Raw genomic sequence first — 25,336 nt, 5'->3', positions numbered from 1 at the left:
TTGCCCGAAGTCCCTTCGGTCACTGACTTTCCTGCGGAGAAACGGAGTGATGAGACCCCGCAGGAGCTTGCGACGAGGAGGCTCAGCACTTCGTCCGCGGAAAGCGTCCGCATGGAGCGAAGGATCCAGTATATAGGATAAGATGAATATTCATTCGTTAACTAACAAAATAATTCTTCTGTCTACAAGCTGAGCCAACTAAAAAGCTGGCTTTAATCCTTATAAAAGAAACAAAAAAATAACTCCTACAATCATAAAGATTGCACAAAAAACAAATAATATTTTAATGAGATTTTCCACAACGTCCAACTCCTATTGAATACTTGCGCCTATCACAAACGACAATCCGACAGAAATAGTTAGTGATATAAATCCAACTGAGCGATTATCTCGTTCAATTTCGTCATCTACTTTAAATTTCGGTGTCAAAAATTCAAACAAAACATAAGCAAAAATCAACAATGTAAAACCGTATATTCCCCATGCGACCATTTCAAACAATGAGTTATGCTGCTCAATTGAAAAACGAAAAATATTGGTTACTCCAAAGATCTTCCCCCCGGTCGCCATTGCTACTGCTAAGTTCCCTTTTTTAATTTGTTCCCAGTTATTGTACTTTGTGACCATTTCAAAAATTACCATGGCAACGATTAAACACAATACGACGACACTGAAATAGCCAGCTGATTCGACTAAAGGGTGTGTCCAAAATCTTGTTTCTGTCATTTCTTATGCTCCTCTTCGGAAACTTACTTTAATTCAGCGACAGTGACACCAGAGCCGCCTTCTCCTGCTTCACCAAAACGATAGCTCTTCACGCGTGGATGCTTTTTCAAATATTGCTGAACACCTTGACGCAAGGCACCTGTTCCTTTTCCGTGAATAATCGATACTTGATGGTAATTTGATAATAACGCATCGTCTAAGTATTTTTCAACACGTGCCAATGCATCTTCGTATCGTTCCCCACGCAAATCAAGTTCCATTTTCACATGGCTATCACGGTCTTTTAGGGTTGCCATCGTTCGCGTTTCTTTTTGTTTTTCAGGTTTAGTGAAAGACAAATCAGATTCAGGTAATTTCATCTTCAATATACCAATTTGAACAATCCACTCATTTTTAGATACTTTTTCAACTAACGTTCCTTTTTGTCCAAAAGAAATAACTTTGACTTCATCATTAGGTTGTAAAGGTTTTGCTTCATTAGCTTTGGCTGCTTTTTTCAAAATACGATTTTCAGGCATCGCCTCATCTAGTCGTTTTTTCGCATTGATCAGTTCATGCTCTTTAACTGATGAGCCTTGATTAAGTTGCATTTTACGCAGTTCCGATATAACGGACTCTGCTTCCGCTCTAGCCTCGTCCACGATTTTCCGCGCTTTTTCTTTTGCTTTTTCTTCTCGTTGCTCTTTTTTCTGCTCATATTCTTCAAGTTGTTGAGCTAGCTCTTTTTTCAATTGCTCTGACTCTGACAACACTTCTTGTGTGCGTTCTGCATCTTGTTCTGCTTCACGACGACTTTTCTCAAGAGATGCAATCATTGAATCGACAGCTTTACTATCGGTTCCCGTAAAGCTTTTCGCATGGCTAATAATATGCTCTGGCAATCCTAGTCGTTTTGAAATCTCAAATGCATTGCTTCGTCCTGGCACACCAATTAATAAGCGGTAAGTCGGACTTAATGTTTCCACGTCAAATTCTACACTTGCGTTCGCAACCCCTGGACGGTTAAACCCATATGCTTTTAGTTCAGGATAATGCGTTGTCGCGATCACACGAGCTCCTCTGCCGTGAACTTCATCTAATAACGAAATAGCGAGTGCAGCTCCTTCTTGAGGGTCTGTACCAGCTCCAAGTTCATCAAAAATAACTAGTGAATTTTCATCAAACTTCGTTAAAATATCAACAATATTGACCATATGAGATGAGAATGTACTCAAACTTTGCTCGATTGACTGTTCGTCACCAATATCTGCAAAAATTTGATCGAATACCGCAAGTTCGGAACCATCAAGTGCCGGCACTGGTAAACCAGATTGCGCCATTAACGTCGCAAGTCCCACTGTTTTCAACGTAACTGTTTTACCACCTGTGTTTGGTCCAGTAATGACAATCGCTGTAATGTCACGACCAAATTCAATATCGTTTGGTACGACTTCCTCTTTTGGAATCATCGGATGACGTGCTTTTTTCAAGTTTATATAGCCTTCAGTATTCATTGTAGGCTTTGTGCCTTTATGCGCGGACCCGTATTTTGCTTTCGCCAAGATCAAGTCAATTTCTCCGAGAACATCTACTAGTACAAATAGCTCGTGAGCAACTTCTTGCACTTGTGCTGACAGCATCATTAAAATACGATCAATTTCTTCTTTTTCTTTCATTTTTAAACGACGGACTTCGTTATTAGCTTGTACGACAGAGTCGGGCTCGATAAACAAAGTTTGCCCAGACGAAGATTGGTCATGAACAATGCCTCCGTAATGGCTACGGTATTCTTGTTTGACCGGAATTACAAATCGATCATTCCGTATGGTTACAATTGAATCCGACAACATTTTCGATGCATTTTTTCCACGCACTAAACTTTCTAAACGTTCACGTACACGGCTTTCTTGCGTTCGCAATTGTTGGCGAATTGAACGCAACTCTGTACTGGCACTGTCTAAAACACCACCATTGTCATCGATGCATACGTTAATCGCGTGTTCAAGTGCCGTTAAAATTGGCATTGATTCTTTTTTCTCTAAAAAATGAGGGATTTGTACAACGCCTTCTTCTTGAATGGTTTCAAAAAACTGACGCAAAATACGGCTTGCACGAACAGTTGATGAAACTTCCATTAATTCCATCGGGCTTAAGCTACCCCCAATTTGCGCTCTTCTCGCTTGAAGGCGAATATCAAAAATACCACCCATTGGGACATTGTTTTTTACACGCAAAACTTGTGCGCCTTCGTCCATTTGCTCTAACAGTCGATTGACTTCATTAATATCCGTAGACGGTAGTAAATTGTCTACGTGTGCTTTTCCGAGTGACGAAGTACAGTAACGAGCCACTTCATCTCGGATTTTATAAAACTCAAGTGTTCTTAATGCGCGTTCTGCGATCATTTAAGAACCTCCTAACTTTGAATATGTGATAAATCTTATCTTGGGTAACTGATTTGTTATTTCGACTTATTGATAAATGCTTTGAATTTCTCCAGTGACCATGTGTTGACTACAGTGTCTTTTTTCAACCATGCTTTTTGAGCATGCTTTACACCCGTTTCCATCACTTCTAATCCTTCAATTGCGTGAGCATCTGTATTAATAGCGACGGGAACGCCTTTTTCTTGCGCCATCACTAAATACGGAACTGCCAAATCTAAGCGATACGGGCTGGCATTTAATTCGACAATTTTGCCGTATTCTTTTGCCCAATCTAAAATCTGTTCAACGTCTGGATTATACCCCTCACGCTGCCCTACTATTCTCCCTGTCGGATGCGCAATCATGTGCACATTTGGGTTTTTCATCGCCGTCAAAATGCGGTCCATAATTTGCTCTTGTGGTTGTTGGAAACTCGAGTGAATACTAGCAATGACAAAGTCCAATTTTTGAAGCATATCGTCATCAAAATCTAAGCTTGCATCCGGTAAAATATCCATTTCTGTCCCCGAGAACACTTCAATTTCTGAGTATTTCTTGTTTAATTCACGAATTTGGCCATTTTGGTCAGTTAATCGTTCTGGTGTTAACCCGTTAGCCACTTTCAAGTATTGTGAATGATCGGTAATGACCATGTATTGGTACGATTTCGCTACACAAGCATCAATCATTTCGGTTAATGAATTAGCGCCGTCTGACCATGTGGTGTGCATATGCAGATCACTTACAATATCTTCAATCGTCACCAATTCAGGTAGTTCTTCTAAACGGTCGAGTTCTCGTCCATCTTCACGAACTGATGGCGGAATAAAAGGCAGACCAAAATGAGCGAAAAATTCGGTTTCAGTTGAAAACGTTTGGATGCTGCCGTCTTCTTGCTCGACACCGTATTCACTAATTTTTTTGTTTTGCGATTTAGCCAATTGGCGCATCTTCACATTATGATCTTTCGATCCGGTAAAATGATGCAGGGCAGTCACAAATTCTTCTGGTGCTACCAATCGAAAATCGACATCAATTGGTTCTAAAACTTCTACAGTGACAGACACTTTTGTGTCTCCAGACGCAATGGTCTCTTGAATTGGCAAAGCTGCTAGCAATTGTTCTTTAACTTTTGCAGGTTCAGCCGTTGCAATAATAAAGTCGATATCTTTACTTGTTTCTTTTGTCCGGCGGAAACTGCCAGCAACTGAAAACTCCGTGACTTCTGCAATCGAAGTTAAGACGTCTTTGATAAACGCCACGGTTTCTTCTGTTTTCCAAATAGGTTGACGGTCAGGTTTTGTTTCAAATTCATTTAGCTCTTTTAAAATTTTCTCTTCTGATTTCGGACCGAACCCTGGCAACTTTTGAATTTCTTCATTTAAACAAGCTGCTTTTAACGCTTCCATTGAGCCGATGCCTAGTTCTTTGTATAATTTGGCAATTTTTTTACCACCTAAGCCTTGAAGCTTCATCATAGGAACGAGCCCTTTTGGCACTTCTTCTTGAAGCTCCTCTAGAACCGTGGATTTATTATCGTTGATGAGTTCAAGAATCACGTCACCTGTTCCTTTGCCGATGCCTTTAAGTTTTGTCACATCTTCAATTTCATCCAAGCTACGCTGATCTAACTCTAACGCTTGCGCGGCTTTTCGAAAAGCCGACACTTTAAACGGGTTTTCCCCTTTAAGTTCCATGTATAACGCAATTTTTTCAAGTGTTCTGATGATGATTTTCTTATTCACCAAAAGCCCTCCCCGTTTCGATTAAAAAAACTTCCCTCGTAAGAGAGAAGTTCCTACTACATATAAATATACCACCATTCTTTTACTTTCTCCGAGAAATAAGGTGTGTGCTCAAGCATCGCTTGGGCAATTCCGGAATTCTCTAACTGGTTTTGCACTGCATCTATTGGAAGCAAGGCAAATACATAGACAAAAATAAATAATAGTATGTATGCTTCGATAAACCCTAATGCTGCACCAAGTATTTTGCTGAAAAAGCCAAGTACCGGTAAATACTTTAAAAAATCAAACATGGATGCAAGCAATTGCAACGCAAACTTAACCACAAAGAAAATAACCGCGAATGCTAATAGTTGATAAAATGTTTGGTCTAAGTCCAATTGATCGACTACTAGCGTAAACTGGGAATTTTCATTGATAGCTGGATATGGAATCCATAGAACAAAGTATTCAGATAAAGGTTTATAGTATTTATAAGCCGCGACTAAAGCAATTACAAAGCCAACCATATGAATCAACTGGACAACAAAACCTCTTTTTGCGCCCACGATGATGCCACCGATCAGTAAGACGAGTAAAAGTATATTAAGCATTCACGTCAACCTTTCAGTTTTTTCAATTCATTTTCTAATTGTTCTACTTGCTCTTTCAGTTTAAGATAGTCATGTACCGCATTTGATGCCGTCAAGACAGCAAGCTTCGCTTGATCTAGTGATGGATTCAAAGCATTAATCTCGCGCATTTTGCTATCCACCATCGATGCTACAAGACGCATATGACCAGAAGTTTCGGTTCCAACCATTTTATAGGTGTTGCCATAGATGTCAACGACCGTGTGAATTTTATGTTGCTCTGACAATGCAATATCCCCCTTTGGAATTCTATAATCCATCATACCATGAACACAAGCCGATTGTGAATCAAAGAAAGGTGACTCGTCCATGTCTAACACAGTTCTGAAACTATCAGAGGAACATCTTCTCCAAGTGATTGACCATTACCAAAAAAACAAAGTAGCATCCAAAAATCCATATGCACGATTCAGCGCAAAATTACCAGACACTGTGGTGACCGTATACACATCTGGAAAAGTCATGTTTCAAGGAAACGGCGCAGACCGTGAAGCCGCAAAATGGGGAACTGCCCCCGCTTCAGACAAAATTGTTTCCACAAAAGGCGATAAACTACCTGAAGGTTTTGCCAAACAGTCTGTTCTCGGATCTGACGAAACCGGTACGGGTGATTTTTTCGGTCCCATCACTGTCGCAGCTTGCTTTGTCCCTTCTGATAAAGTTGAACTCGCTTACGAACTCGGTGTGAAAGATTCTAAACAATTAACGGATGACTGGATGCGCAAAGTTGCGCCAGACTTAAAAAGAGCATTTGCTCATAGTGTGCTTACATTAAAAAACGACAAATACAATAAAGTTCAAGCACAAGGCTGGTCACAAGGAAAGATTAAAGCACTTCTTCACAACCAAGCACTCAAGCACGTACTTGCTAAAATTGCACCCGAGAAACCAGATGCGATTTTGATCGATCAATTTGCTGAACGTTCGATTTACTATAAGCACATTAAAGAAGAAACGGAAATTGTGCGGGAAAATGTCTTATTCTCTACAAAAGCAGAAGGTCTTCATGTATCTGTTGCTTGTGCATCGATCATTGCCCGTGTTGCGTTTCTTGATGAAATGGACCGAATGAGTACAGAAGCTGGCGTTACTTTGCCAAAAGGTGCGGGAAAAATTGTAGATGAAGCCGCTGCGAAGATTTTATTAAAGCATGGAGTAGATTATTTGAAAGGATTAACGAAATTTCATTTTGCGAATACGAAAAAAGCGATTGCGTTAGCTGGAAAGCGTCGGAAGTAAAAAGTCCAAAAAAGCTCTCTTGAACACTATATCAAATGAGCCGGCTACAATATTACGAGCTGGTATTTGATTTAGGCAAGAGAGCTTTTCTGTTTTCTATAAAATAAACTTACTACTGATAACCCCTCGCAGAAATAGTTATCAGTCTACAAAATAATCTACTTCTGTTTCACCATTAAAATCCCATATTGGCGTGAATGTACCTGGGTTAGAGCTAGATAAAATACACGTTTTCCCACTATCATAATACTGACTACCCGATGGAACAGAACTGAACTTTTTAGTGTTCATTTTCACTCCATTTACATATTCATTTCCTGAAACAAAAAACACGTTATTGCTAGAAGTTGCAGAGATACTTTTATAATATACATCCCCATACACAAAAGTATATATTTTATTAATAGATTTAATATCTCCTTTAACAACTAAATCTCCTCGTACTACTAAGCATGCATGATTTGTAAAATCCATATCTCCATTTATATAGAAGTTTCTCTCAATAATAATCCTATTCCCATTACCCTCTTTATTTGTTACATTTTTTTTCATCTGTAAACTTTGAGCAGTCTGTGTATAAGTTCCATTTTCAAAAATATAATTATTATCATTCACTACTTTTAGGGTATCATTATAATCATTTGGCTCTGGTATCTCTCCGGGATCTAATGTGCTTCCTCGCATGTTCTTCACATATAGTTTAGCTCTGATTTTATCTTCTCGATCCAAATAAGTCCCTTTACTCAGTACAGAAATCGAAAAATCTCCATTTGTTAAACTACATTGCACATTCGCTGTATTTACTACATAACCAGACTTGCCATCATCTGATGTCCCAGATACTGCTTTTGTTAAATCCGCGCATGAAAGGTTTACTTTTCGAGGATTCAACCTTATTATTTCTGCAAGTTCTGCTTTATAATGCAAAACACCCATTTCTGCTTGGTGTCTTGCGCCAACTTGTTTTTCTTTCATACTAAATTGTTTTGCTGCATTCATATTCATGGTAAATAAGCCCATCCCCATAATTGTAAAAAGAACAACGAGAAGCATAACAAATAGTAAAGCATAACCTTTCTCATTTCGAATTGGTTTCAATTAACCCACCTCCTATTTCAATTTACTAAACGAAGTTTGCACTTCAAAACATTGATTGTTTGAGCAAGTTTTCAAATAAAATGGCGAAACTTTAGTTCTATCGAAAACGACAACTACGGGTCCTGGTCCCGCCCCTGTCCCCATACTATATTGATAACCTGTCGAAATAATATTTTCATTAGAACCATCAATTTTCGAAATCAACAACTTACTTCCATCAATTCTAACTTTGAATTTTTGTTCAACCGCACTATCCTTTTCGTTCTTCAAATAACTCGCTCGTATTTGTTCAACGATTAAATTAGATTCTTGCTGAAGTTGCTGTCGACTCGCAGTGCGTTCAGATGAATTCGCCCCCGTTGAAAAAACAGACATTATAACAACCATAATGATACTTGTAATTACTAAGACACCTAGAAGTTCTACTAATGTAATTCCATTTTCATTTCTCATCTAGTTCACCTCATAAAACATTTCTGTTGTAAAAGCAGAATTAGGCTTACTGGCATTATTCTTAGCCAATACCACTATTCTCACTTTTTGTAATTTTGATTTAACAACACCTTGTGTTTTTTCAATTGTTATTGTGTATTCTGGATGCAATGTTCCAGAAGTAACTTTTGTAGCGTTTCCTGTGAATTTTTGCTGAGAACCTGTTAACTCAGTCAGTGATTTAACCTCTCTTACTTTAGCTACAACTTCTTCTCCAACCTGTACAGCCGTCAAAGTATCATGATTATTCGCAGTAAACTTTGCTGATTGAGTAAAAAAAGTCATGACGCTAACAAGAACAATTCCTAAAATCACTACTGCAGCTAGTATTTCTACTAAAGATATCCCACTTTCGTTTTTTATTAGCCTCTTCATAAGAGTACCCCCGTAATTCGTATTAGATAAATACTACCACATTTTTTTGCATATTGAAGCAAAAAAGTCCTATAAAAAGTAAATTTATTATACCATCATGCTTAAAATACTAAGAAAGGGAGAATCCAATTGGATTCTCCCTTTTTTTATATAAACTCAAACTTACTTTAGCTTCTTAGTTCTGCTCCAACATCTGTTAAGGCTGCTAATACTTTTTCATGCGCTTTTGTTACTTCTTCGTCCGTCAATGTTTTTTCAGGATCGAAGTACGTTAATGAGAAGGCTACTGACTTTTTGCCTTCTTCCATTTTGTCACCTTCGTAAAGGTCAAATACGCGAACGTCTTTTAATAGTTTACCACCAGCGCTGCGAATAACATTTTCGATCGTTGCAGCTTCTACAAATTTAGAAAGAACTAATGCAACGTCGCGTGACATAGACGGATAACGTGGAACTTGTGTATAAACTAACGCTTCTGTCTCAAGCGTTAATATAGCTGCTAAGTTTAATTCCATCACTACTGTCGTTTTCAAGTCACGCGCTTTTTGCTCAGACGGGTGCAATTGACCAATGACCCCAATACGTTGGCCATTTAATACAACAAACGCAGTTCTGCCTGGGTGCAAGTCGTCCATTTGACCGCGTTCGAATGTTAGCTCAACGCCAAGTTTCGCACTAAGAGCTTCTACAATGCCTTTCAGCACGAAAAAGTCGACTGGTTTTTTCTCGCCTTGCCAGCTATTGTCGAGCCACAGTCCAGTGATTGCCACTGCTAAATGTTCTTGTTCGTTTAATAGTTCGTCGTTGCCTTTTAAGAATACCGCTCCAGTTTCATATAACGCTACCGAATCCATTCTTCTAGCCGTATTATACGTAACTGATTCCAATAAATGCGGCAATAAGCTTTGACGCAAAATGCTACGCTCTTCACTCATTGGCATCAATAAACGTGTCGTTTCTGTTTTTTCCAACGCAAATTGTTTTGCCGACTTTTCAGACGTTAACGAATACGTCGTTGCTTGCAACAACCCTGCGCCTTCTAAAAAGTTACGAACAATGCGGCGTTTTGCTTGATAAGGTGTCAAGCCACCAGGAGTTGTTTCCGCTTCTGGCAATGTTGCAGGAATTTCGTCATAGCCGTGCAATCGCGCAATTTCTTCAATGACGTCTTCAGGAATTTGAATATCTTGACGACGAGTTGGTACAGAAATGACCAATTGACCGTTAACGGCTTCTGTCGTGAATTTCAAACGGTTTAAAATGTCTAACATTTCTTCAAAGGCAATTTTCATACCTAGACGGCTATTAATAAAGTCTGGAGATACTTTAACGATTTTTTCTTCTTTTGACACTTTATCGAATACAACAGAACCTGACAATACTTCGCCACCAGCTAGTTCAGACAATAATTGTGCTGCACGTTCAGCTGCTGGAATGACACGATTTGGATCTACGCCTTTTTCAAAACGTGAACTTGCATCGCTGCGAAGACCATGATCTTTTGAAGTTTGACGAACAGATCCTGACTCAAAATAAGCAGACTCGATTACAACAGTTGTTGTCGCATCACTTACTTCTGAGTTTGCCCCGCCCATTACGCCAGCAATAGCGACTGGTTTTTCACCATTTGTAATAACTAATTGATGAGCAGATAATTTACGCTCCGCGTCGTCTAAAGTTGTAATCATTTCGCCTTCTTTAGCGTGACGAACCGTAATATTGCCTGTTCCCAACAAATCATAGTCAAATGCGTGAAGAGGCTGACCATATTCCATTAGTACGTAGTTTGTAACGTCGACTACATTATTATGCGGACGAACCCCTGCAGCCATTAAACGTTGTTGCAGCCACATTGGCGATTCTTGTACTTTAATATTACGGACCACTTTAGCAACATACAACGGATTGGCTTCAGGTGCATCAACCGTTAACGTTAACATAGAAGCCGCTGTGTCTGCCGATTCTTGGTAGCTGATTTCCGGTAATTTAACTTCTTCAGATAAAATGGCACCAACTTCATAAGCTACACCTAACATGCTCATCGCATCTGCACGGTTTGGTGTTAACCCAAGTTCTAAAACCGTGTCATCTAAATTAAAGTTCGCAATAACATCCGATCCTGTTTCTGCGTCTTTTGGTAATACATAAATACCTTCAGCGTAAGCTTTTGGTACTAGCTTGCCTTCGATGCCAAGTTCTTGAAGCGAACAAATCATGCCATTCGATTCTTCTCCGCGAAGTTTCGCTTTTTTAATTTTTATGCCGCCTGGAAGTTTTGCTCCAGGACGTGCCACAATGACTTTTTGACCTTCTGCAATATTGGGAGCGCCACAAATAATTTGTGCTGTTTCTTCTCCAACATCTACTTGGCAAATTGATAATTTATCAGCTTCGGGGTGTTTAACACAAGATTCAACATAACCCACAACGACATTTGTCATGCCGTGTGAACGGTCGATCACTGCATCTACTTCGATACCTGAACGCGTTATTTTTTCGCCTAATTCAGCAGGTGGTAATTGTTGTGTATTTACATAGTCTTTCAACCAATTTATGGATACGAGCATGTTTTATTTCCTCCTTAAAGTTCTGTACGTTGGAATTGTGATAAAAAGCGAACATCGTTTGTGTAGAAATGACGAATATCTTCGACGCCATATTTTAACATCGCAATACGTTCTGGACCCATACCAAAAGCAAATCCAGTTAAGCGTTTCGAGTCATAACCGGCCATTTCAAGAACATTTGGATGCACCATTCCAGCGCCCAGAATTTCAATCCAGCCTGTTTTTTTGCAAACGTTGCAACCACTGCCTCCACATTTAAAGCATGAAATATCCATTTCAACAGAAGGCTCTGTGAACGGGAAGAAACTTGGACGAAGACGAATTTCACGATCATCGCCAAACATTTTCTTAGCAAATACTGAAAGTGTTCCTTTCAAGTCGCTCATGCGAATATCTTCTCCAATCACCAATCCTTCGATTTGTGTGAATTGGTGTGAGTGCGTCGCGTCGTCGCTATCGCGGCGGTATACTTTACCCGGGCAAATGATTTTAATCGGCTCTCCGCCTTTTGCTTCCATTGTCCGTGCTTGTACAGGAGAAGTATGCGTACGCAGTAAAACATCTTCTGTTATATAGAAGGAATCTTGCATATCACGAGCCGGGTGGCCTTTCGGCAAGTTTAGCGCTTCAAAGTTATAATAATCTTTTTCAACTTCTGGACCTTCTGCCACTTCGTAACCCATTGAAATAAATAAATCTTCAATTTCTTCGACAACACGCGTTAACGGATGTGCGTTCCCTGTTTTCACAGGACGTCCTGGCAATGTGATATCAATCGTTTCACTTTGCAATTTCGCATTGATTGCTTCTTCTTCTAAAAGAACCATGCGAGCTTCTAGTTGCGTTGTTACTTCTTCACGTACTACATTGACTAAAGCACCCATTTTCGGACGTTCTTCAGCTGGTAGTTTCCCCATGCCTTTTAATAAATCCGTAATCGGTCCTTTTTTTCCTAAATACGCAACACGAACATCATTAAGTTCTTTAACCGTTGATGCTTCGGCAATTTTTTCAAGCGCTTGTGTTTTCAATTCCTGCAATTGTGCTTCCATTTTTTCTCCTCCTTAGACAGTAAAAAGCCCCGTCCCAGAAAAGGGACGAGGCATTATTCGCGGTACCACCCTAGTTATTGCAAATCGCAATCACTCATTTACATAACGGCTCTTCACCGGCCCATCTTTACAGTATCACTACTGGTCCCGTTGGGCAGCTCGCGGGGTGAACTTCTGAGGCGTTTACATATCCACACTTCCAGTCAAGGTGCAGAATCTCTGTGATGTAAGGGCGCAACGTACTTTTCCCGTTCTTCGCTTTTACTTATTTACCTCTTCATTATACGAAAGTTCTCCAGTTTTATCAAACTTAGTTTTTTGGAACTAAGCTATACAATAAAATCCCTGTAGCGACTGCTACATTTAACGATTCTGCATTTCCGTATAGCGGAACCATCAAGTTTTGATCGGTTTGTTGCAAGAGAACCGGATCCACACCACTGCCTTCATTGCCAACAATTAACGCAAACTGCTCAAGCGTTTTTGCTTCGTGAACCGGCGTAGAGTTTTGAAGCGCTGTTCCAAAAATGGGAATGCCGCTCGCTTTTGTTTGTTCGGTCCATTCCATCAACTCCCCTTTAACGATGGAAATCTGGAAATGCGACCCTTGTGCCGAACGAACCGTTTTCGGGTTGTACGGATCAGCGCAACCTTTGCCTAGAATAACCGCATCAATGCCGCTCGCTGAAGCTGTACGAATCATGGTTCCGATATTCCCTGGATCTTGTACCGCATCAATCATCAATAGCTTTGTCCATGACTTTTGTTCGTCTTCAGTAAACTCGGGTTGCGCGCAATGTGCGAAAATACCTTGCGTGTGCTCGGTTTCCGAAATTTCTTTCGCCACAGTAGCAGTCACCGAATAATGTGCAACGCCTTCAATATCCCAGCCTTCTGGAATATCTACGCCTTCGCGCACGATTAGTGATTTCACAAGATCTTTTTTACGCAGTGCTTCTTCAGTTAAATGAAATCCTTCTACTAAGAATTCCGCGAATTTATCGCGCTCTTTCCGTGTAGTGCTAAGCTTTTTCCAATGCTTAACGAGTGAGTTTTGATTTGATTCAATTCTTTTCATTATACGTTCACGCCTTTATTTCAGAATAGCTCAAGTATAGCACAGCTTATATTTTATCCGTGAAGAAATCAAAACCAAGTGCTGTTAATAGGCCAAATGCTAGCGTCCACGCAGCAATGCTAATTGTTAGCCAAACAGTCGTGTTCTTTTTGGTTGCACCAAGTGTCATGCCGATAAATGCGGCAATATGGGTACCAATCAAAATGGGGCCAAGCAGCGCAAGACCTGGCAAGCCATATCGGTTCCAGATTTTTTTAGCACGCTCACTTTTTTTAGATGCTGCTTTGCCTTTTGCTTCTTGACGTTTCGTATACCAAACTTTGAAACGATCAAAGCCAACGATTAAAGCGAGCACTGTTGCCATGTTACCGACAAACGCCAAAACCATTACCCAAAATGGTGACAGTCCCCAAACGATGCCGAGCGGAATGACTACGGCGATTTCAAACCAAGGAATGGCTGCGCCTAAAAAGACTAAAAAGTATTCGGTAATCATTCATCTTCCTCCCTTAAATGCTTGCGAATTTCTCGGTAGTAAATGACGTATTGCAAAAATGCGACTACCAAAATAGCAAGCACAGTGTAAATACGGGATAGCGGTGAAAACATCGCAAATACCGCAAGTCCCGGTAAACTCCACGTCATAAATGTATAGACTTTTTGAGAGGCTTTTCGTGTAATATGGGTCATCCCTTCATCTTGTTCTAAATATTCGGGTGGGCGAATTGCAAAAGACGGGATTTTTTGTGTCGGATTCATTTTGTTATGTCGTCTTATTTTCATGTAAAAGACAAACAACATGATGAGGTATAAAACAATGGATCCTAAAATAATAAATCCTTGCACCAGTCCATATTCAACAAGGAAGCTTTGTTCAGTCTCAGTATTAACAATTTCAGTTGTTTCTGGTGAATTAACTCCAAACAAAAATAACCCCAATACCACAATAAACCCCATCATCCACAACGGATACTGCATGCGAAAATCATTTTTCATGTTTCTCGTCCTCCTCTAACCAAAATAAGTCGTTGACGTTTGTTTGTAACGCTTTTGCTAGTTTTAGCGAAAGTGTAATAGAAGGTGAAAATTCCCCTTTTTCAATAAAAGCAATAGTTTGACGCGTGACATCTACTTGTTTGCCGAGATCACTTTGTGTGAAGCCGTACCGAGCCCTGAGTTCTTTCACACGATTTTTGAGCATCTGCTTCATCCTTCCTTCTTGTATGTTCGGTTTATATAACATAATGTATACTATACTTAACATTAAGTCAATAATTATGTACATTTTTTTGTTTAGGATTTGTTTGTTTGTTTGTGGGATAAGTGAGTTTGTTTGCAGGATAGATGCCGTTGTTTGCGCTATCCATTCAGTTGTTTGCAACATATGGCAGTTTGTTTGCGCGATCCGACACTTTGTTTGCAAAACGCAAAAAAACTTGTCTTTACTCTTACTTGATAGGCTCTATTGCGCTATCTCTATCAATTCTAGTTTGAGAGTTTCATTGTTTGCGAGATGAGTGAGTTTGTTTGTGGGATAAACGCCGTTGTTTGCGCGATCCGATTCTTTGTTTGCAAAACACATAAAAAAGCTTCTCACCGGAGTGAGAAGCTAGTTTTTATTCTTTAATTGATAAGTTCGGTTGCGTAATGCTCCAGCCGCTTCAAAATCAAAAGTTGCTAACAAACGTGACGCAACAAATGAGGAGTCGATATTACAAAACTGCCTCAACTGTTTATTACTTATGTGAGTATGAACAAGCGAGAAATATTCTTGAACCGTAGTTTCAAGCGCGAGTGGGTCTACCGATTTACACAACTCACATACCCAACCGCATCGATTTTTCCGGATCATCTGATGGTTTTTGCAAGTAGCACAATAAATACCGGTTCGTAGCTCAGAAAAAGCTATCGTATATAACTGACATAAAGGGATGCGCTTATAAGGGGAGTGATGTTTTTGAAGAATTTTTTCGATTTTTGACAAATGGGGATGGGTAGCCAGGTCGGGGAAAGAGTTGAGTATATTGAATAGATAATCAATCAATTGATAGGTTTTGCAAACCGTATTATTTTGCGGCTTCGCAATAAATTCACATTGTTTGGAAGTGAAAACGACGATTCCTTTGATTGGCAAATTGATTTTATGGAGTTTAAAGAATTTTGTAAGAAAGCGAATATTTTTATTTAATTGAGTCGTGGGATCTTCCATCACTGTTCGTATACCTTCTAAATCGGTTCGGGAAAATTCACTTGTTTGGTTATCGAAATACAGTTGACCGCTAATGTTTTTCGACTCCATAATAATCGCGCCGCGTTCTGTCAGCAATAATCCATCTATTTGGATTTTCCATTCGCCAAGCGACAAGCAAACATTCTGCATAAAACGGTAATTTTCTTCTGGACTAAATTCAACTAACTTTCGTGCAAGTCTGTCCTCTCCTCGCTTTCCTGCAGCACTTCGGTACAACTCGATTTGTAGAAATTGGCGTTGCGGGTGATGTTCAGGCAACCGATGTAATAACCTTTCAAGCGACTCGGCTTGAGTGAGTAAAACGAGTTCTTTTTTGTGCATAGAGTACCTCCTATCAGAATAAATTGAGTATAGCATCTTTTTGAAAACCTGAAAATCTCCAAATAGTTGCTTTTCGCAAGCGAAAAGCGAAAAATCTATAGTTATTTGCGGGATTAAGTTAATTGTTTGCGGTATAGCCAATGTTCTTTGCGCTACTTCGCTGTTTGTTTGCGGCAATACAGTCTTTGTTTGCGCATAGTACTACTTTGTTTGCAAAACACACAAAAACCCTTCACCGAGGCGAAGGGTTTTCTGAATTTATTCAAATGTAATACGTGCGACTGTGTCTTTGTCGAGTTTTTTAATCACTTCAATGACCAACTTCACTGCGTTTTCATAATCGTCGCGGTGCAGTATGCCTGCATGCGAATGAATGTAACGCGTCGCTACACCGATAGCGAGAGCAGGAACGCCGTTCGCTGTTAAGTGAATCGATCCAGCGTCTGTTCCACCAGCTGCAATGGTTTCAAATTGATACGGTATACCCGCTTCTTCAGCAGTATCAACCACAAGTTCGCGTAAGCCGCGATGAGATACCATAGAAGCATCAAATAATAGCAATTGCGGGCCGTCACCCATTTTGCTAGTTGATTCTTTGCTAGTGATTCCTGGCGTGTCTCCAGCAATCCCTACGTCAACTGCAAAACCGATATCTGGTTGGATTTTAGCAGTTGCAGTTTTAGCCCCGCGCAAACCAATTTCCTCTTGGACTGTGCCAACTCCGTATACAACGTTCGGGTGGTCCACACCTTTCAGTCCTTTTAACACATCAATCGCGATAGCGCAGCCGATACGGTTATCCCAAGCTTTTGCCATCAATAGTTTGTCGTTGTTCATCACTGTGAATTCAAAATAAGGTGTTACCATGTCTCCAGGTGTAACCCCCCATTCTTTCACTTCTTCACGAGAAGATGCACCAATATCAATAAACATGTCTTTAATTTCAACAGGTTTTTTACGTGCTTCAGGAGTTAGAATATGAGGTGGTTTTGAACCAATAACACCCGTAATTTCTTTTCCACTACGCGTTGTAATCGTCACTCGTTGCGCTAGCATGACTTGTGACCACCAGCCGCCTACTGGTTGGAATTTCAAAAAGCCTTTTTCATCAATTTGCGTAATCATAAAACCAACTTCGTCTAAATGACCCGCTACCATAATTTTTGGTCCACCAGCTAATCCTTCTTTTTTAGCAATCAAACTTCCAAGACCATCCGTTTCAATTGAATCGGCAAATGGTTCTATGTATTTCTTCATCACTTCGCGCGATTGGCGTTCATTCCCCGGGATGCCATTGGCGTCGGTCAATTCTTTTAACATTAATTGTGTTTCATCCAATTTTGTCATTATTTCGACCTCCTAAATAATCCATTGCTTGTTTATTATAAAGGAATAACTACCAATTATCAAAACATTCGTTTATTAATAGCCGTCCTGCTGGCGATCGTAATTGGTTTTGTTTTTTTGTATATATGCTTCCAAGACGTCTTCATAGTTAAATTCAAGCGCACGAGCTAATCCGCCGTAACAACTCCATACTTCCATGTAATTGGACATCGAGTAATTTTCAAGAAATTTTTGAATAGCTTGTTGTGTGCGAAGGAATAACTCAGTCAGCTCTTTTTCGGCTATTGGATCTGGCCAGCTTTCTAACGTATTTAAGTTTTTCTCAATGCCGAGTGACAGCAAGAAATGGATAGAATCTACGTATTCTTCTAAAATAACAGAGCGTTCTGATGCGCCTTTCGTGCTCCAAAATTTAAAGCAGCGCGTTTCATTGGCAAGTTCTGCAAGCTCTACTAATAAAGCCAAACCTTTTTTTCGGAACACATCTTCATTAATATTTTGAGTTGATTGGATAAAGCGATCGAGTTCTTCTTGCATTTTAAACAATTCTTGCAATTTCATACTAACCTCTCCTTTATTCTATTAAATCGTGAAACCTATTTACTTTCAACTCGTATACTAATTAGTAGAAATATGTAAAACAGGAGGTAATTCAAATGGCTTTTCTTATACGCCTCATTGTATTGGCATTAATCATCTATTTATTTTATCGATTGATCCGTTATATCGTGGATCCGAAAAGGAAATTGGATGCCGCACTTGAAGCAGGAAATTATTATTTTTTAGATGATGTAAAAAACGTACAAAAAAACTTTTTCATCGCCCTTCGTGGTGTCTTGTTCGAAGGCGAAAAATATTTGGGCACTACAGAACAATCTTTTGAAGTGGTATCGATTTTCGTCTGGGTTTCGAACCCCGATCAATTGCAGGGCTTCACAAAAGAAGATTTCCATTTTCTCGAAAAGGAAATTTTGATGAACTATCCAGAAGCGCACATTAGCTGGAAAAATCCAATTGAGCGATTAATGAAACAAGATGAATAAAACATTTATTTCGTAAAGAAGTTTTGATAACTCCAAATTAAAAATGCACCATCGAGTATCGCTAAAACTAAAAACCCTATACGAAAATTGGTATGCTTAGTTTTATGGCGAAAAGCCATCATGCCAAGATACGCCCCAATTCCGCCTCCGAAAATAGCGACTGTCCACAAGTTTTTTTCAGGAATTCGCTGCCCTCGATGTTGCGCTTGGTGTTTATCAATTTTCATCATCACAAAAGCCATCGTTGTCAAAATCGCCATATACACAAAGATAATCAAAAACATTGGATTTTCCTCCATAAGAAAAGACTGACGAAAAATCGTCAGTCTTTTTTATTGTTGCGTTAAATGCCTATGCATCGCAGCTTTCTAGTTGTGTGAGGTCTATGGACTGCAATGAACAGGCACTTCCGCTTTTATTATCTAGCTGCAATGACCTGCTCCTCGGGTCATAAGCTGCCCTTCCTACGCGGCTAAAGCCACTAGGAAAGTTCATCTTATGCCTATCGGAGCAAAACGGTCATTTCCGCTTTTATTATCTAGCTGCAGTGCCTAGACCCTCGGGACTTAAGTCAGCCCACCTGTGCGGCAAAAAAACGCCGCTTCGGTGGTCCGTCTTAAGCCTGTCGGGTCTGAACAGGCACTTTCGCTTTTAATTACTTAGTTACTGCTTTTTTCGCTTGGTCAACCAATGCTGTGAATGCAGCTGCATCAGATACAGCGATTTCAGCTAGCATTTTGCGGTTGATGTCGATGCCTGCAACTTTTAATCCGTGCATTAAACGGCTGTATGAAATTTCGTTCATACGAGCTGCTGCGTTGATACGTGTGATCCAAAGTCTACGGAAATCACGTTTTTTGTTACGACGGTCACGGTAAGCATAGTTACCTGACTTCATTACCTGTTGGTTTGCTACTTTGAAAAGGATGTGCTTTGCACCATAATAACCTTTTGCTAATTTAATGACCTTTTTACGACGCTGGCGCGTCACTGTTCCACCTTTTACGCGTGGCATATCACATTACCTCCTGCTGAATATAAATAATTCGATTTTTTGTTGCATGTCTAGACTCAAGCACCCAGATTCTCGGGGTCATAAGTCAAAGTGGCTGTGCGGCAAAAACGCTGCTTCGCCCCTTCGCCTTATACCCGTCGAATCTATACGGGTGCATTAGCTTTTCTTATTTCATGTTATAGATTAATGATTTGATGCGTTTCAAGTCGCCTGAAGAAACAAGTTTCCCTTTGCGAAGTTTACGCTTTTGTTTTGTTGATTTGTTTGCAAATAAGTGGCTAGTGTGTGAGCTGTGGCGTCTTACTTTACCAGTACCCGTTTTTTTGAAACGTTTTGATGCACCGCTATGGCTTTTCATTTTCGGCATTTCGAATTCCTCCTAAACAATGATCTCTTATTCTTTTTCGTTAACTGGTGCAAGCATCAAGAACATGCTGCGACCATCCATTTTCGGGCGCTGCTCAACTGTTGCAACTTCTTTGCACGCTTCTGCGAAACGTTCAAGTACACGTTGTCCAATTTCTTTGTGCGTAATCGCACGGCCTTTAAAACGAATAGAAGCTTTCACTTTGTCGCCTTTTTCAAGGAACTTGATTGCATTGCGAAGTTTCGTGTTGAAATCGTGATCGTCAATTGAAGGGCTTAAGCGTACTTCTTTGACGACAATCACTTTCTGATTTTTACGGATTTCACGATCTTTCTTTTGCTGCTCAAACTTGAATTTACCATGGTCCATGATCCGAGCAACCGGCGGCTTAGCTTGAGGAGCCACAAGAACAAGATCCAAGTTGACACGAGCTGCAATTTCAAGTGCTTCGATACGTGTTTTGATGCCAAGTTGTTCACCGTTTTGATCAATAACTCGCAACTCACGTGCACGAATACCGTCATTTACATTAATGTCTTTGCTAATAGTAATCCACCTCCGGATAGTGTCGCGAATAGCTTAAATGTGTGAACCGGCCGAACCGGTTTACAGGGTTCCGATCAAAACAAAAGCGGGTGAACCACAGAGGTTCACCCGCAAATATGACAACACGCGTCTTTCTGCGTGTAAAAGTCAATCGTGTATACCTGCCAACAATCGGTCGATCAGGTGAGAAGCGGGTGCTCCTGCTTGCACATATAAGTATTCTATAACCTTATTCATAGTATCATGTGTTGCAAACACTGTCAAGCTGATTAACGAAGTTCGCTTTGAACCAGTTTCACAAAGTCTTCAAACGGCATGCTTTCTGATTTCTGCTCGCCGTATTTACGAACATTTACAGAACCATCTTCTAATTCTTTATCGCCAAGCACTAACATGTACGGTACTTTTTGCATTTGTGCTTCACGAATCTTATAGCCTAACTTCTCATCGCGCTCATCAATATCTACGCGAATTTTGTGAGACTGCAATTTTTCTTGAAGTTCTTTTGTATAGGCACTATGCGCATCAAGCGATACTGGAATCAGTTCGACTTGAACTGGTGCTAGCCATGTTGGGAATGCCCCTTTGTATTCTTCGATTAAGAATGCGACAAAACGTTCCATTGTTGAAACGACTCCGCGGTGAATAACGACTGGACGGTGCTGTTTGCCATCTTCGCCGATATACGACAAGTCAAAACGCTCTGGTAGTAGGAAATCTAGTTGAACAGTCGACAATGTTTCTTCTTTACCAAGTGCTGTTTTCACTTGAACATCAACTTTAGGTCCGTAAAATGCTGCTTCGCCTTCTACTTCAATATAGTCAACATCCAACTCATCCATCGCTTCTTTTAACATTGCTTGTGCACGGTTCCACATTGCATCGTCATCAAAGTATTTTTCTTTGTCTTCTGGATCGCGATAAGACAAACGGAATGAATAATCATTTATATTAAAATCTTTATATACTTCAACAATTAAATTAACAACACGTTTAAATTCTTCTTTTATTTGGTCTGGGCGAACAAATAAATGCGCGTCATTTAAAGTCATTCCGCGAACACGCTGAAGTCCTGATAATGCGCCTGACATTTCATAACGGTGCATAAGGCCAAGCTCTGCAATACGGACTGGCATTTGACGATACGAATGAATGCCTTGTTTGAAAATCATCATGTGATGCGGGCAGTTCATAGGACGTAGCACCAATTCCTCGTTGTCCATTTTCATTACTGGGAACATATCTTCTTGGTAATGATCCCAATGTCCACTTGTTTTATACAATTCCACGCTCCCCATTACTGGAGTATACACGTGGTCGTATCCAAGACGTTCTTCTTTATCCACGATATAACGCTCAATAATACGACGAATTGTCGCACCTTTTGGAAGCCACATTGGCAAGCCTTGTCCAACTTTTTGAGAGTTCATGAATAAATTCAATTCTTTCCCGATTTTACGGTGATCGCGTTCTTTTGCTTCTTCAAGCATTTCAAGATGTGCTTTTAAATCTTCTTTTTTGAAAAAGGCAGTTCCGTAAATGCGTTGAAGCATTTTGTTGTCACTGTTCCCTCTCCAATAGGCACCGGCCACGCTTAGCAATTTAAATTCTTTTAATTTACCAGTTGAGGGCACATGAACACCACGGCAAAGATCGAAAAAGTCGCCTTGTTCATAAATCGATACTTGATCGCCATCAGGAATTGCTTCAAGCAGTTCTAATTTGTAAGGATCTTCAATTGCTGCAAATCGCTCTTGTGCTTCTGCGCGAGTTACGTCATGACGAATAACTTCAACATTTTCGTTAATGATTTGTTTCATTTCTTTTTCAATCAACGGCAAGTCTTCTGAAGTAATCGCTGTTTCTGTGTCGATGTCGTAATAAAAACCATGTTCGATTACTGGACCAATACCAAGTTTTGCATCTGGGTACATGCGCTTGATCGCTTGAGCTAATAAATGCGCACTACTGTGGCGTAAAATTTCCAATGCTTCATCTGATTCTGGTGTCACAATGGCGATTTCACCATCTTCAGTTAACGGCGTACGCAAATCGACTAACTTGCCGTCTACTTTACCAGCTAATGCTTTTTTGCGTAATCCTGGGCTGATCGACTGTGCAATCTCTTCAGTTGTCACGCCTTGCTCAAATTCTTTTACTGCCCCATCAGGGAACTTTAGTTGAATCATGTCTGCCATGCCAATCTCTCCTTTTAATTAAATCTAGTGAAATGCCTAAACCACAGGGTCTGGTAGACATTTCTTTATTCTTGTCTAGCTGCAATGGCCTGCTCCTCGGGTCATAAACTGTCCTTCCTGTACAGCAAAAGCGCCGCTTCGAAAGTCCACCTTACACCTGTCAGAGCAAAACGGCCATTTCCGCTTTTCTTTTTTTCCACAGAAAAAAGCCCCATCCCAAAAGGGACGAAGCTTTAGCTCGTGGTTCCACCCTTCTTCACTTCAACATAGACAAGTCTATATTGAAAGAAGCTCTGCATCGGCTAACGGGCCGGTACCGTCAGCTGCTAGTTAGAAAACTGTTCACAGCTGCTGCTCAAAGGGGGTAAGTGGAAGAACGATACTTAAGAAGCTCACAGCCAAGGCTTCTCTCTCTGAAAGTCGTATATGTCCACTCATGTCCTTGTCAAGGCATGTAAAATCTTGGTTCGATTGTTACTACTATAAACCGAATTGTTCCAAAAGGCAATAGTTCCGCGGTTAATTTCGTCGGTTACGACCATCTAGTTTTACTGGCGTTGTTAACGCGCGAATTCGTTCCATAATACGCGCTGCTTTTAAATCTTCTTTTTCGCCGCGCTGTGAATATGTTAAGTGGTATTCGAGTTCCGAATAACTAAAATTAGAAGACATAAATGTCGGCAATTTTTCTGACATGCGGTAATGCAAGATGGTGCCGAGCACTTCATCACGTGTCCAGCTCGACATCGCTTCAGCGCCAATATCGTCTAGCATCAAAACATCTGCTTTTTTCACGTAATCTACTTTTTCTTGCAAAGTTTGATCGCCAATTGCTTGTTTCATTTCCCGCATAAATTCCGGTACAAACACGAGAACCGATTTCACATTGATCTCAGCTAGCTCATTGGCAACTGCACTCAGTAAATACGATTTCCCGATACCGAATTGTCCATAAAGATACAATCCTTTTTCAGGCAAATTGTCAGGTCCTGTTGCTTGATCGAGGAAATCCCCAACAGCACGGAACGCCGCCATACGGCTATCGTCCAAATCAAAGCCTGAAAGTGTTGCTTGCATCACTTCTTTTGGCATATACATGCTGTGGATTAATGAAGAAGCGTGACGTTTGTTATCATTCGCTTCTTTCAGGCGGCATTTTGTGTAGGAAATGCCAATCGTTCCACGTTCTAACACTAAATTTGGTTCAAAGCCTTTTAGATGATTGATGCAAGCATCTAAGCTCGGACATTTATTGCAGTCGTGAGATTGATCGATATACTCATACAATTTCCCAAGCCCTCGATCGATTGTTGGGGCATCGATTTCTTCTGAATGATCTTCTAGAAATTTTTGAACGCCAGGATGCGCTAGCACTTCTTTACGCATTTCACTATAACGCTCAGAAAAAGCAGGCGCATTGACCACACGTTTTAAGGTTTCGCGAATCGGTTCCATTTAACCACCTTTTCCTTTCTTCAGCGCCAGTTTTGCTAGGAGCTTTTGTTTTTCTACTTCTAAACTTTCGTTTTTCGGTTCAACTTTAGGAGCGGGTGTTTGATCTTTTTTATGGAACCATTCCGGAAGTTTTTCTTCACGTACCGGTTTGCGGTTTCCATTGCCCGTAAACGGTTTTGCTACAGTGGTAGGAGATCCTTCTGACTTCCACTTCATGTATTGAGTATGCTCAACACGCGCAATTTCCATCGCTTCTTTTGCCGTAGTCACGTTTTTTCGTAACCAATGCGAAGCAATCTTTTCTACATACGCTTTTGTTAGTTTCATATCGGTACGCAATAACACATACTGCAGTAGCACATTAACGACCGCTGGCTTCATGCCATGCGTGATGACCAATTGATTGGCTAACTCAACATCCGCTGGCAACGGTTCACTGCCGTTCGCAATATCTCGTAACACTTGAATCGGCGGAGCCGTTTCCAAGTACCCGAGTAATTCGTCTTGTTTTGTTTTTGGCGTATCTACTGCGTCAATTTGCTTTTCAGTTGCTTTATGCACTTGAACAAGCTGTGGTGCTGTTGTAGAGACCGTTAGTTTATAATACTCAGACGCTGACTTTTTCAAACCCTCGACTGTTAATTTATAATCATCTTCAATTGCCAATAAGATGACTTTTTGCATCTCTAGCGGTCCCCAGCTATATAAATAAGACAGTTTCGTTATAAAGTCTTTAATCGTAGCCGTTAATACTTTTTTAGGCACTAATTGCTCGGATAAGCCTTGTCTGAGTAAATCAAAATCAAATTCAGAATCAGCTTCGTAATTGCCTTTTTTGCGTTCTTGTAAATCTTTTTTAACGGACGGATAGCCAGCTTTAGCGTGTACTGGCTGAAAAATATCCGTAAAAGTACGTGATACTTCTTCGTAATCCGTCGGAATTTCTGTATATACTAAAAAGCGATTTCGGACTCTTCTATAGGAGGATTCTCCAATTTTACTGAATAAGAACATCGACAACAACGGATCCATAAAAAATGTTTTCGGATCGAGTGGTGGACATAATTCATAAATAAAAGAACGGTCTCCTTCATTACTTCTATAAGTTTTTAATAACCCGATAGCTTCAAGTTGAATTCTTGCATCAAAAATTTTCGCAATCGGATTTCCTAATGTGTTCATTAACGTATAATGAGTTGTTTCTTCTCGCGATGCTTCGCCTTCAGCCCACAACGTTAAATACAATGCGATTGCCTCAGCACCAATCATCGGTTGATACAATAGCGTCAAAAGCTGACGATCATAATTGGAAAATGGATAAGGCAACCGAATGCGATATGGATCAGCAGGCTGCAACTCCTTATAATACGCAGTCATAAGTCAC

The 25,336-nt window shown here is 40.3% G+C and carries 26 protein-coding genes and 2 other annotated features; of the genes, 2 read left to right on the top strand and 24 right to left on the bottom strand.

The genetic code is table 11. From position 1 onward, the window contains the following. Nucleotides 1–312: 312 nt before the first annotated feature. Genes GPDM_RS13730 through zapA form a run of 5 tightly spaced genes read right to left on the bottom strand, consistent with a single transcriptional unit; the run spans nt 313 to nt 5,735 of the window. On the bottom strand, nt 313–726 hold the full coding sequence (locus GPDM_RS13730) for a DUF350 domain-containing protein (RefSeq protein WP_008432287.1): 414 nt from the start codon (nt 724–726) through the stop codon (nt 313–315). Between the two features lie 23 nt (nt 727–749). Beyond that, nucleotides 750–3,110: an endonuclease MutS2 gene (locus GPDM_RS13725; protein ID WP_008432285.1), complete on the bottom strand. Its 2,361-nt coding sequence runs from the start codon at nt 3,108–3,110 to the stop codon at nt 750–752. Nucleotides 3,111–3,166: 56 nt separating this feature from the next. Further along, the gene (polX, locus tag GPDM_RS13720; RefSeq protein WP_008432284.1) at nt 3,167–4,876 is read right to left on the bottom strand and encodes a DNA polymerase/3'-5' exonuclease PolX; all 1,710 of its coding nucleotides are present in this window, start codon (nt 4,874–4,876) and stop codon (nt 3,167–3,169) included. Nucleotides 4,877–4,932: 56 nt separating this feature from the next. Then, nucleotides 4,933–5,469: a CvpA family protein gene (locus tag GPDM_RS13715; protein ID WP_008432281.1), complete on the bottom strand. Its 537-nt coding sequence runs from the start codon at nt 5,467–5,469 to the stop codon at nt 4,933–4,935. A 5-nt stretch (nt 5,470–5,474) separates the two neighbouring features. Continuing rightward, nucleotides 5,475–5,735: a cell division protein ZapA gene (gene zapA, locus GPDM_RS13710; protein ID WP_008432279.1), complete on the bottom strand. Its 261-nt coding sequence runs from the start codon at nt 5,733–5,735 to the stop codon at nt 5,475–5,477. Nucleotides 5,736–5,817: 82 nt separating this feature from the next. On the opposite strand from zapA, the gene rnhC reads away from it, so the two are divergent. After that, nucleotides 5,818–6,747 carry a ribonuclease HIII gene (gene rnhC / locus GPDM_RS13705; protein ID WP_008432277.1) on the top strand — a complete coding sequence of 310 codons (930 nt, stop codon included), beginning with the start codon at nt 5,818–5,820 and terminating at the stop codon, nt 6,745–6,747. A 141-nt stretch (nt 6,748–6,888) separates the two neighbouring features. On the opposite strand, the gene GPDM_RS13700 is transcribed toward rnhC, so the two are convergent. From GPDM_RS13700 to GPDM_RS13645, 12 genes are all read right to left on the bottom strand, one after another. Next, a complete protein-coding gene (locus GPDM_RS13700; RefSeq protein ID WP_008432276.1) occupies nt 6,889–7,845 on the bottom strand; it encodes a hypothetical protein in 957 nt (318 codons plus the stop codon). A 12-nt stretch (nt 7,846–7,857) separates the two neighbouring features. Then, nucleotides 7,858–8,298, bottom strand: a complete 441-nt coding sequence (locus GPDM_RS13695) for a type II secretion system protein (RefSeq protein WP_008432275.1) — start codon at nt 8,296–8,298, stop codon at nt 7,858–7,860. Further along, nucleotides 8,299–8,712 carry a type IV pilus modification PilV family protein gene (locus GPDM_RS13690; protein ID WP_008432273.1) on the bottom strand — a complete coding sequence of 138 codons (414 nt, stop codon included), beginning with the start codon at nt 8,710–8,712 and terminating at the stop codon, nt 8,299–8,301. A 167-nt stretch (nt 8,713–8,879) separates the two neighbouring features. Further along, nucleotides 8,880–11,279 (bottom strand): phenylalanine--tRNA ligase subunit beta, encoded by a 2,400-nt coding sequence (gene pheT, locus GPDM_RS13685; protein WP_008432272.1) that lies wholly within the window; start codon nt 11,277–11,279, stop codon nt 8,880–8,882. Between the two features lie 14 nt (nt 11,280–11,293). Further along, nucleotides 11,294–12,331: a phenylalanine--tRNA ligase subunit alpha gene (pheS, locus tag GPDM_RS13680; protein WP_008432271.1), complete on the bottom strand. Its 1,038-nt coding sequence runs from the start codon at nt 12,329–12,331 to the stop codon at nt 11,294–11,296. 38 nt (nt 12,332–12,369) lie between these two features. Further along, nucleotides 12,370–12,596 (bottom strand) — a binding site (T-box leader). Nucleotides 12,597–12,641: 45 nt separating this feature from the next. Further along, a complete protein-coding gene (locus GPDM_RS13675; RefSeq protein ID WP_008432268.1) occupies nt 12,642–13,409 on the bottom strand; it encodes a TrmH family RNA methyltransferase in 768 nt (255 codons plus the stop codon). 46 nt (nt 13,410–13,455) lie between these two features. After that, on the bottom strand, nt 13,456–13,905 hold the full coding sequence (locus GPDM_RS13670) for a small multi-drug export protein (RefSeq protein WP_008432266.1): 450 nt from the start codon (nt 13,903–13,905) through the stop codon (nt 13,456–13,458). Next, nucleotides 13,902–14,405, bottom strand: a complete 504-nt coding sequence (locus GPDM_RS13665; RefSeq protein WP_008432264.1) for a hypothetical protein — start codon at nt 14,403–14,405, stop codon at nt 13,902–13,904. Before GPDM_RS13665 ends, GPDM_RS13670 begins: the two co-directional genes overlap by 4 nt. Beyond that, on the bottom strand, nt 14,395–14,610 hold the full coding sequence (locus GPDM_RS13660; RefSeq protein WP_039863441.1) for a helix-turn-helix transcriptional regulator: 216 nt from the start codon (nt 14,608–14,610) through the stop codon (nt 14,395–14,397). The genes GPDM_RS13665 and GPDM_RS13660 overlap by 11 nt, the downstream gene beginning before the upstream one ends. A 408-nt stretch (nt 14,611–15,018) precedes the next feature. Further along, nucleotides 15,019–15,981: a nuclease-related domain-containing protein gene (locus GPDM_RS13655; RefSeq protein WP_008432260.1), complete on the bottom strand. Its 963-nt coding sequence runs from the start codon at nt 15,979–15,981 to the stop codon at nt 15,019–15,021. A gap of 258 nt (nt 15,982–16,239) precedes the next feature. Continuing rightward, on the bottom strand, nt 16,240–17,328 hold the full coding sequence (locus GPDM_RS13650; protein WP_008432259.1) for a M42 family metallopeptidase: 1,089 nt from the start codon (nt 17,326–17,328) through the stop codon (nt 16,240–16,242). A 75-nt stretch (nt 17,329–17,403) separates the two neighbouring features. Next, a complete protein-coding gene (locus GPDM_RS13645; protein ID WP_008432258.1) occupies nt 17,404–17,889 on the bottom strand; it encodes a dUTP diphosphatase in 486 nt (161 codons plus the stop codon). A gap of 95 nt (nt 17,890–17,984) precedes the next feature. Here GPDM_RS13645 and GPDM_RS13640 point away from each other — a divergent pair, with 95 nt between their 5' ends. Beyond that, nucleotides 17,985–18,371, top strand: a complete 387-nt coding sequence (locus tag GPDM_RS13640) for a hypothetical protein (protein ID WP_008432256.1) — start codon at nt 17,985–17,987, stop codon at nt 18,369–18,371. A 5-nt stretch (nt 18,372–18,376) separates the two neighbouring features. On the opposite strand, the gene GPDM_RS13635 is transcribed toward GPDM_RS13640, so the two are convergent. From GPDM_RS13635 to GPDM_RS13605, 7 genes are all read right to left on the bottom strand, one after another. Continuing rightward, entirely contained in the window at nt 18,377–18,655 is a 279-nt protein-coding gene (locus GPDM_RS13635) for a DUF1294 domain-containing protein (protein WP_008432255.1), read from the bottom strand. A gap of 371 nt (nt 18,656–19,026) precedes the next feature. Continuing rightward, nucleotides 19,027–19,386 (bottom strand): 50S ribosomal protein L20, encoded by a 360-nt coding sequence (rplT, locus tag GPDM_RS13630; RefSeq protein ID WP_006831130.1) that lies wholly within the window; start codon nt 19,384–19,386, stop codon nt 19,027–19,029. 166 nt (nt 19,387–19,552) lie between these two features. Further along, nucleotides 19,553–19,753, bottom strand: a complete 201-nt coding sequence (rpmI, locus tag GPDM_RS13625; RefSeq protein ID WP_008432253.1) for a 50S ribosomal protein L35 — start codon at nt 19,751–19,753, stop codon at nt 19,553–19,555. 27 nt (nt 19,754–19,780) lie between these two features. Next, nucleotides 19,781–20,287: a translation initiation factor IF-3 gene (gene infC / locus GPDM_RS13620; protein WP_039863440.1), complete on the bottom strand. Its 507-nt coding sequence runs from the start codon at nt 20,285–20,287 to the stop codon at nt 19,781–19,783. 83 nt (nt 20,288–20,370) lie between these two features. Then, nucleotides 20,371–20,511: a sequence feature (ribosomal protein L20 leader region), on the bottom strand. 57 nt (nt 20,512–20,568) lie between these two features. Then, on the bottom strand, nt 20,569–22,497 hold the full coding sequence (gene thrS, locus GPDM_RS13615; protein WP_008432251.1) for a threonine--tRNA ligase: 1,929 nt from the start codon (nt 22,495–22,497) through the stop codon (nt 20,569–20,571). Between the two features lie 519 nt (nt 22,498–23,016). Further along, entirely contained in the window at nt 23,017–23,952 is a 936-nt protein-coding gene (gene dnaI, locus GPDM_RS13610) for a primosomal protein DnaI (protein WP_008432250.1), read from the bottom strand. Next, nucleotides 23,953–25,329 carry a replication initiation and membrane attachment family protein gene (locus GPDM_RS13605; protein WP_008432249.1) on the bottom strand — a complete coding sequence of 459 codons (1,377 nt, stop codon included), beginning with the start codon at nt 25,327–25,329 and terminating at the stop codon, nt 23,953–23,955. It abuts the gene before it with no gap. Between the last annotated feature and the right edge of the window lie 7 nt (nt 25,330–25,336).

Source organism: Planococcus donghaensis MPA1U2, from assembly GCF_000189395.1.
In the GTDB taxonomy this organism is placed as follows: Bacteria; Bacillota; Bacilli; order Bacillales_A; family Planococcaceae; genus Planococcus; species Planococcus donghaensis_B.
This window is presented reverse-complemented; position numbering and strand designations above follow the sequence as displayed.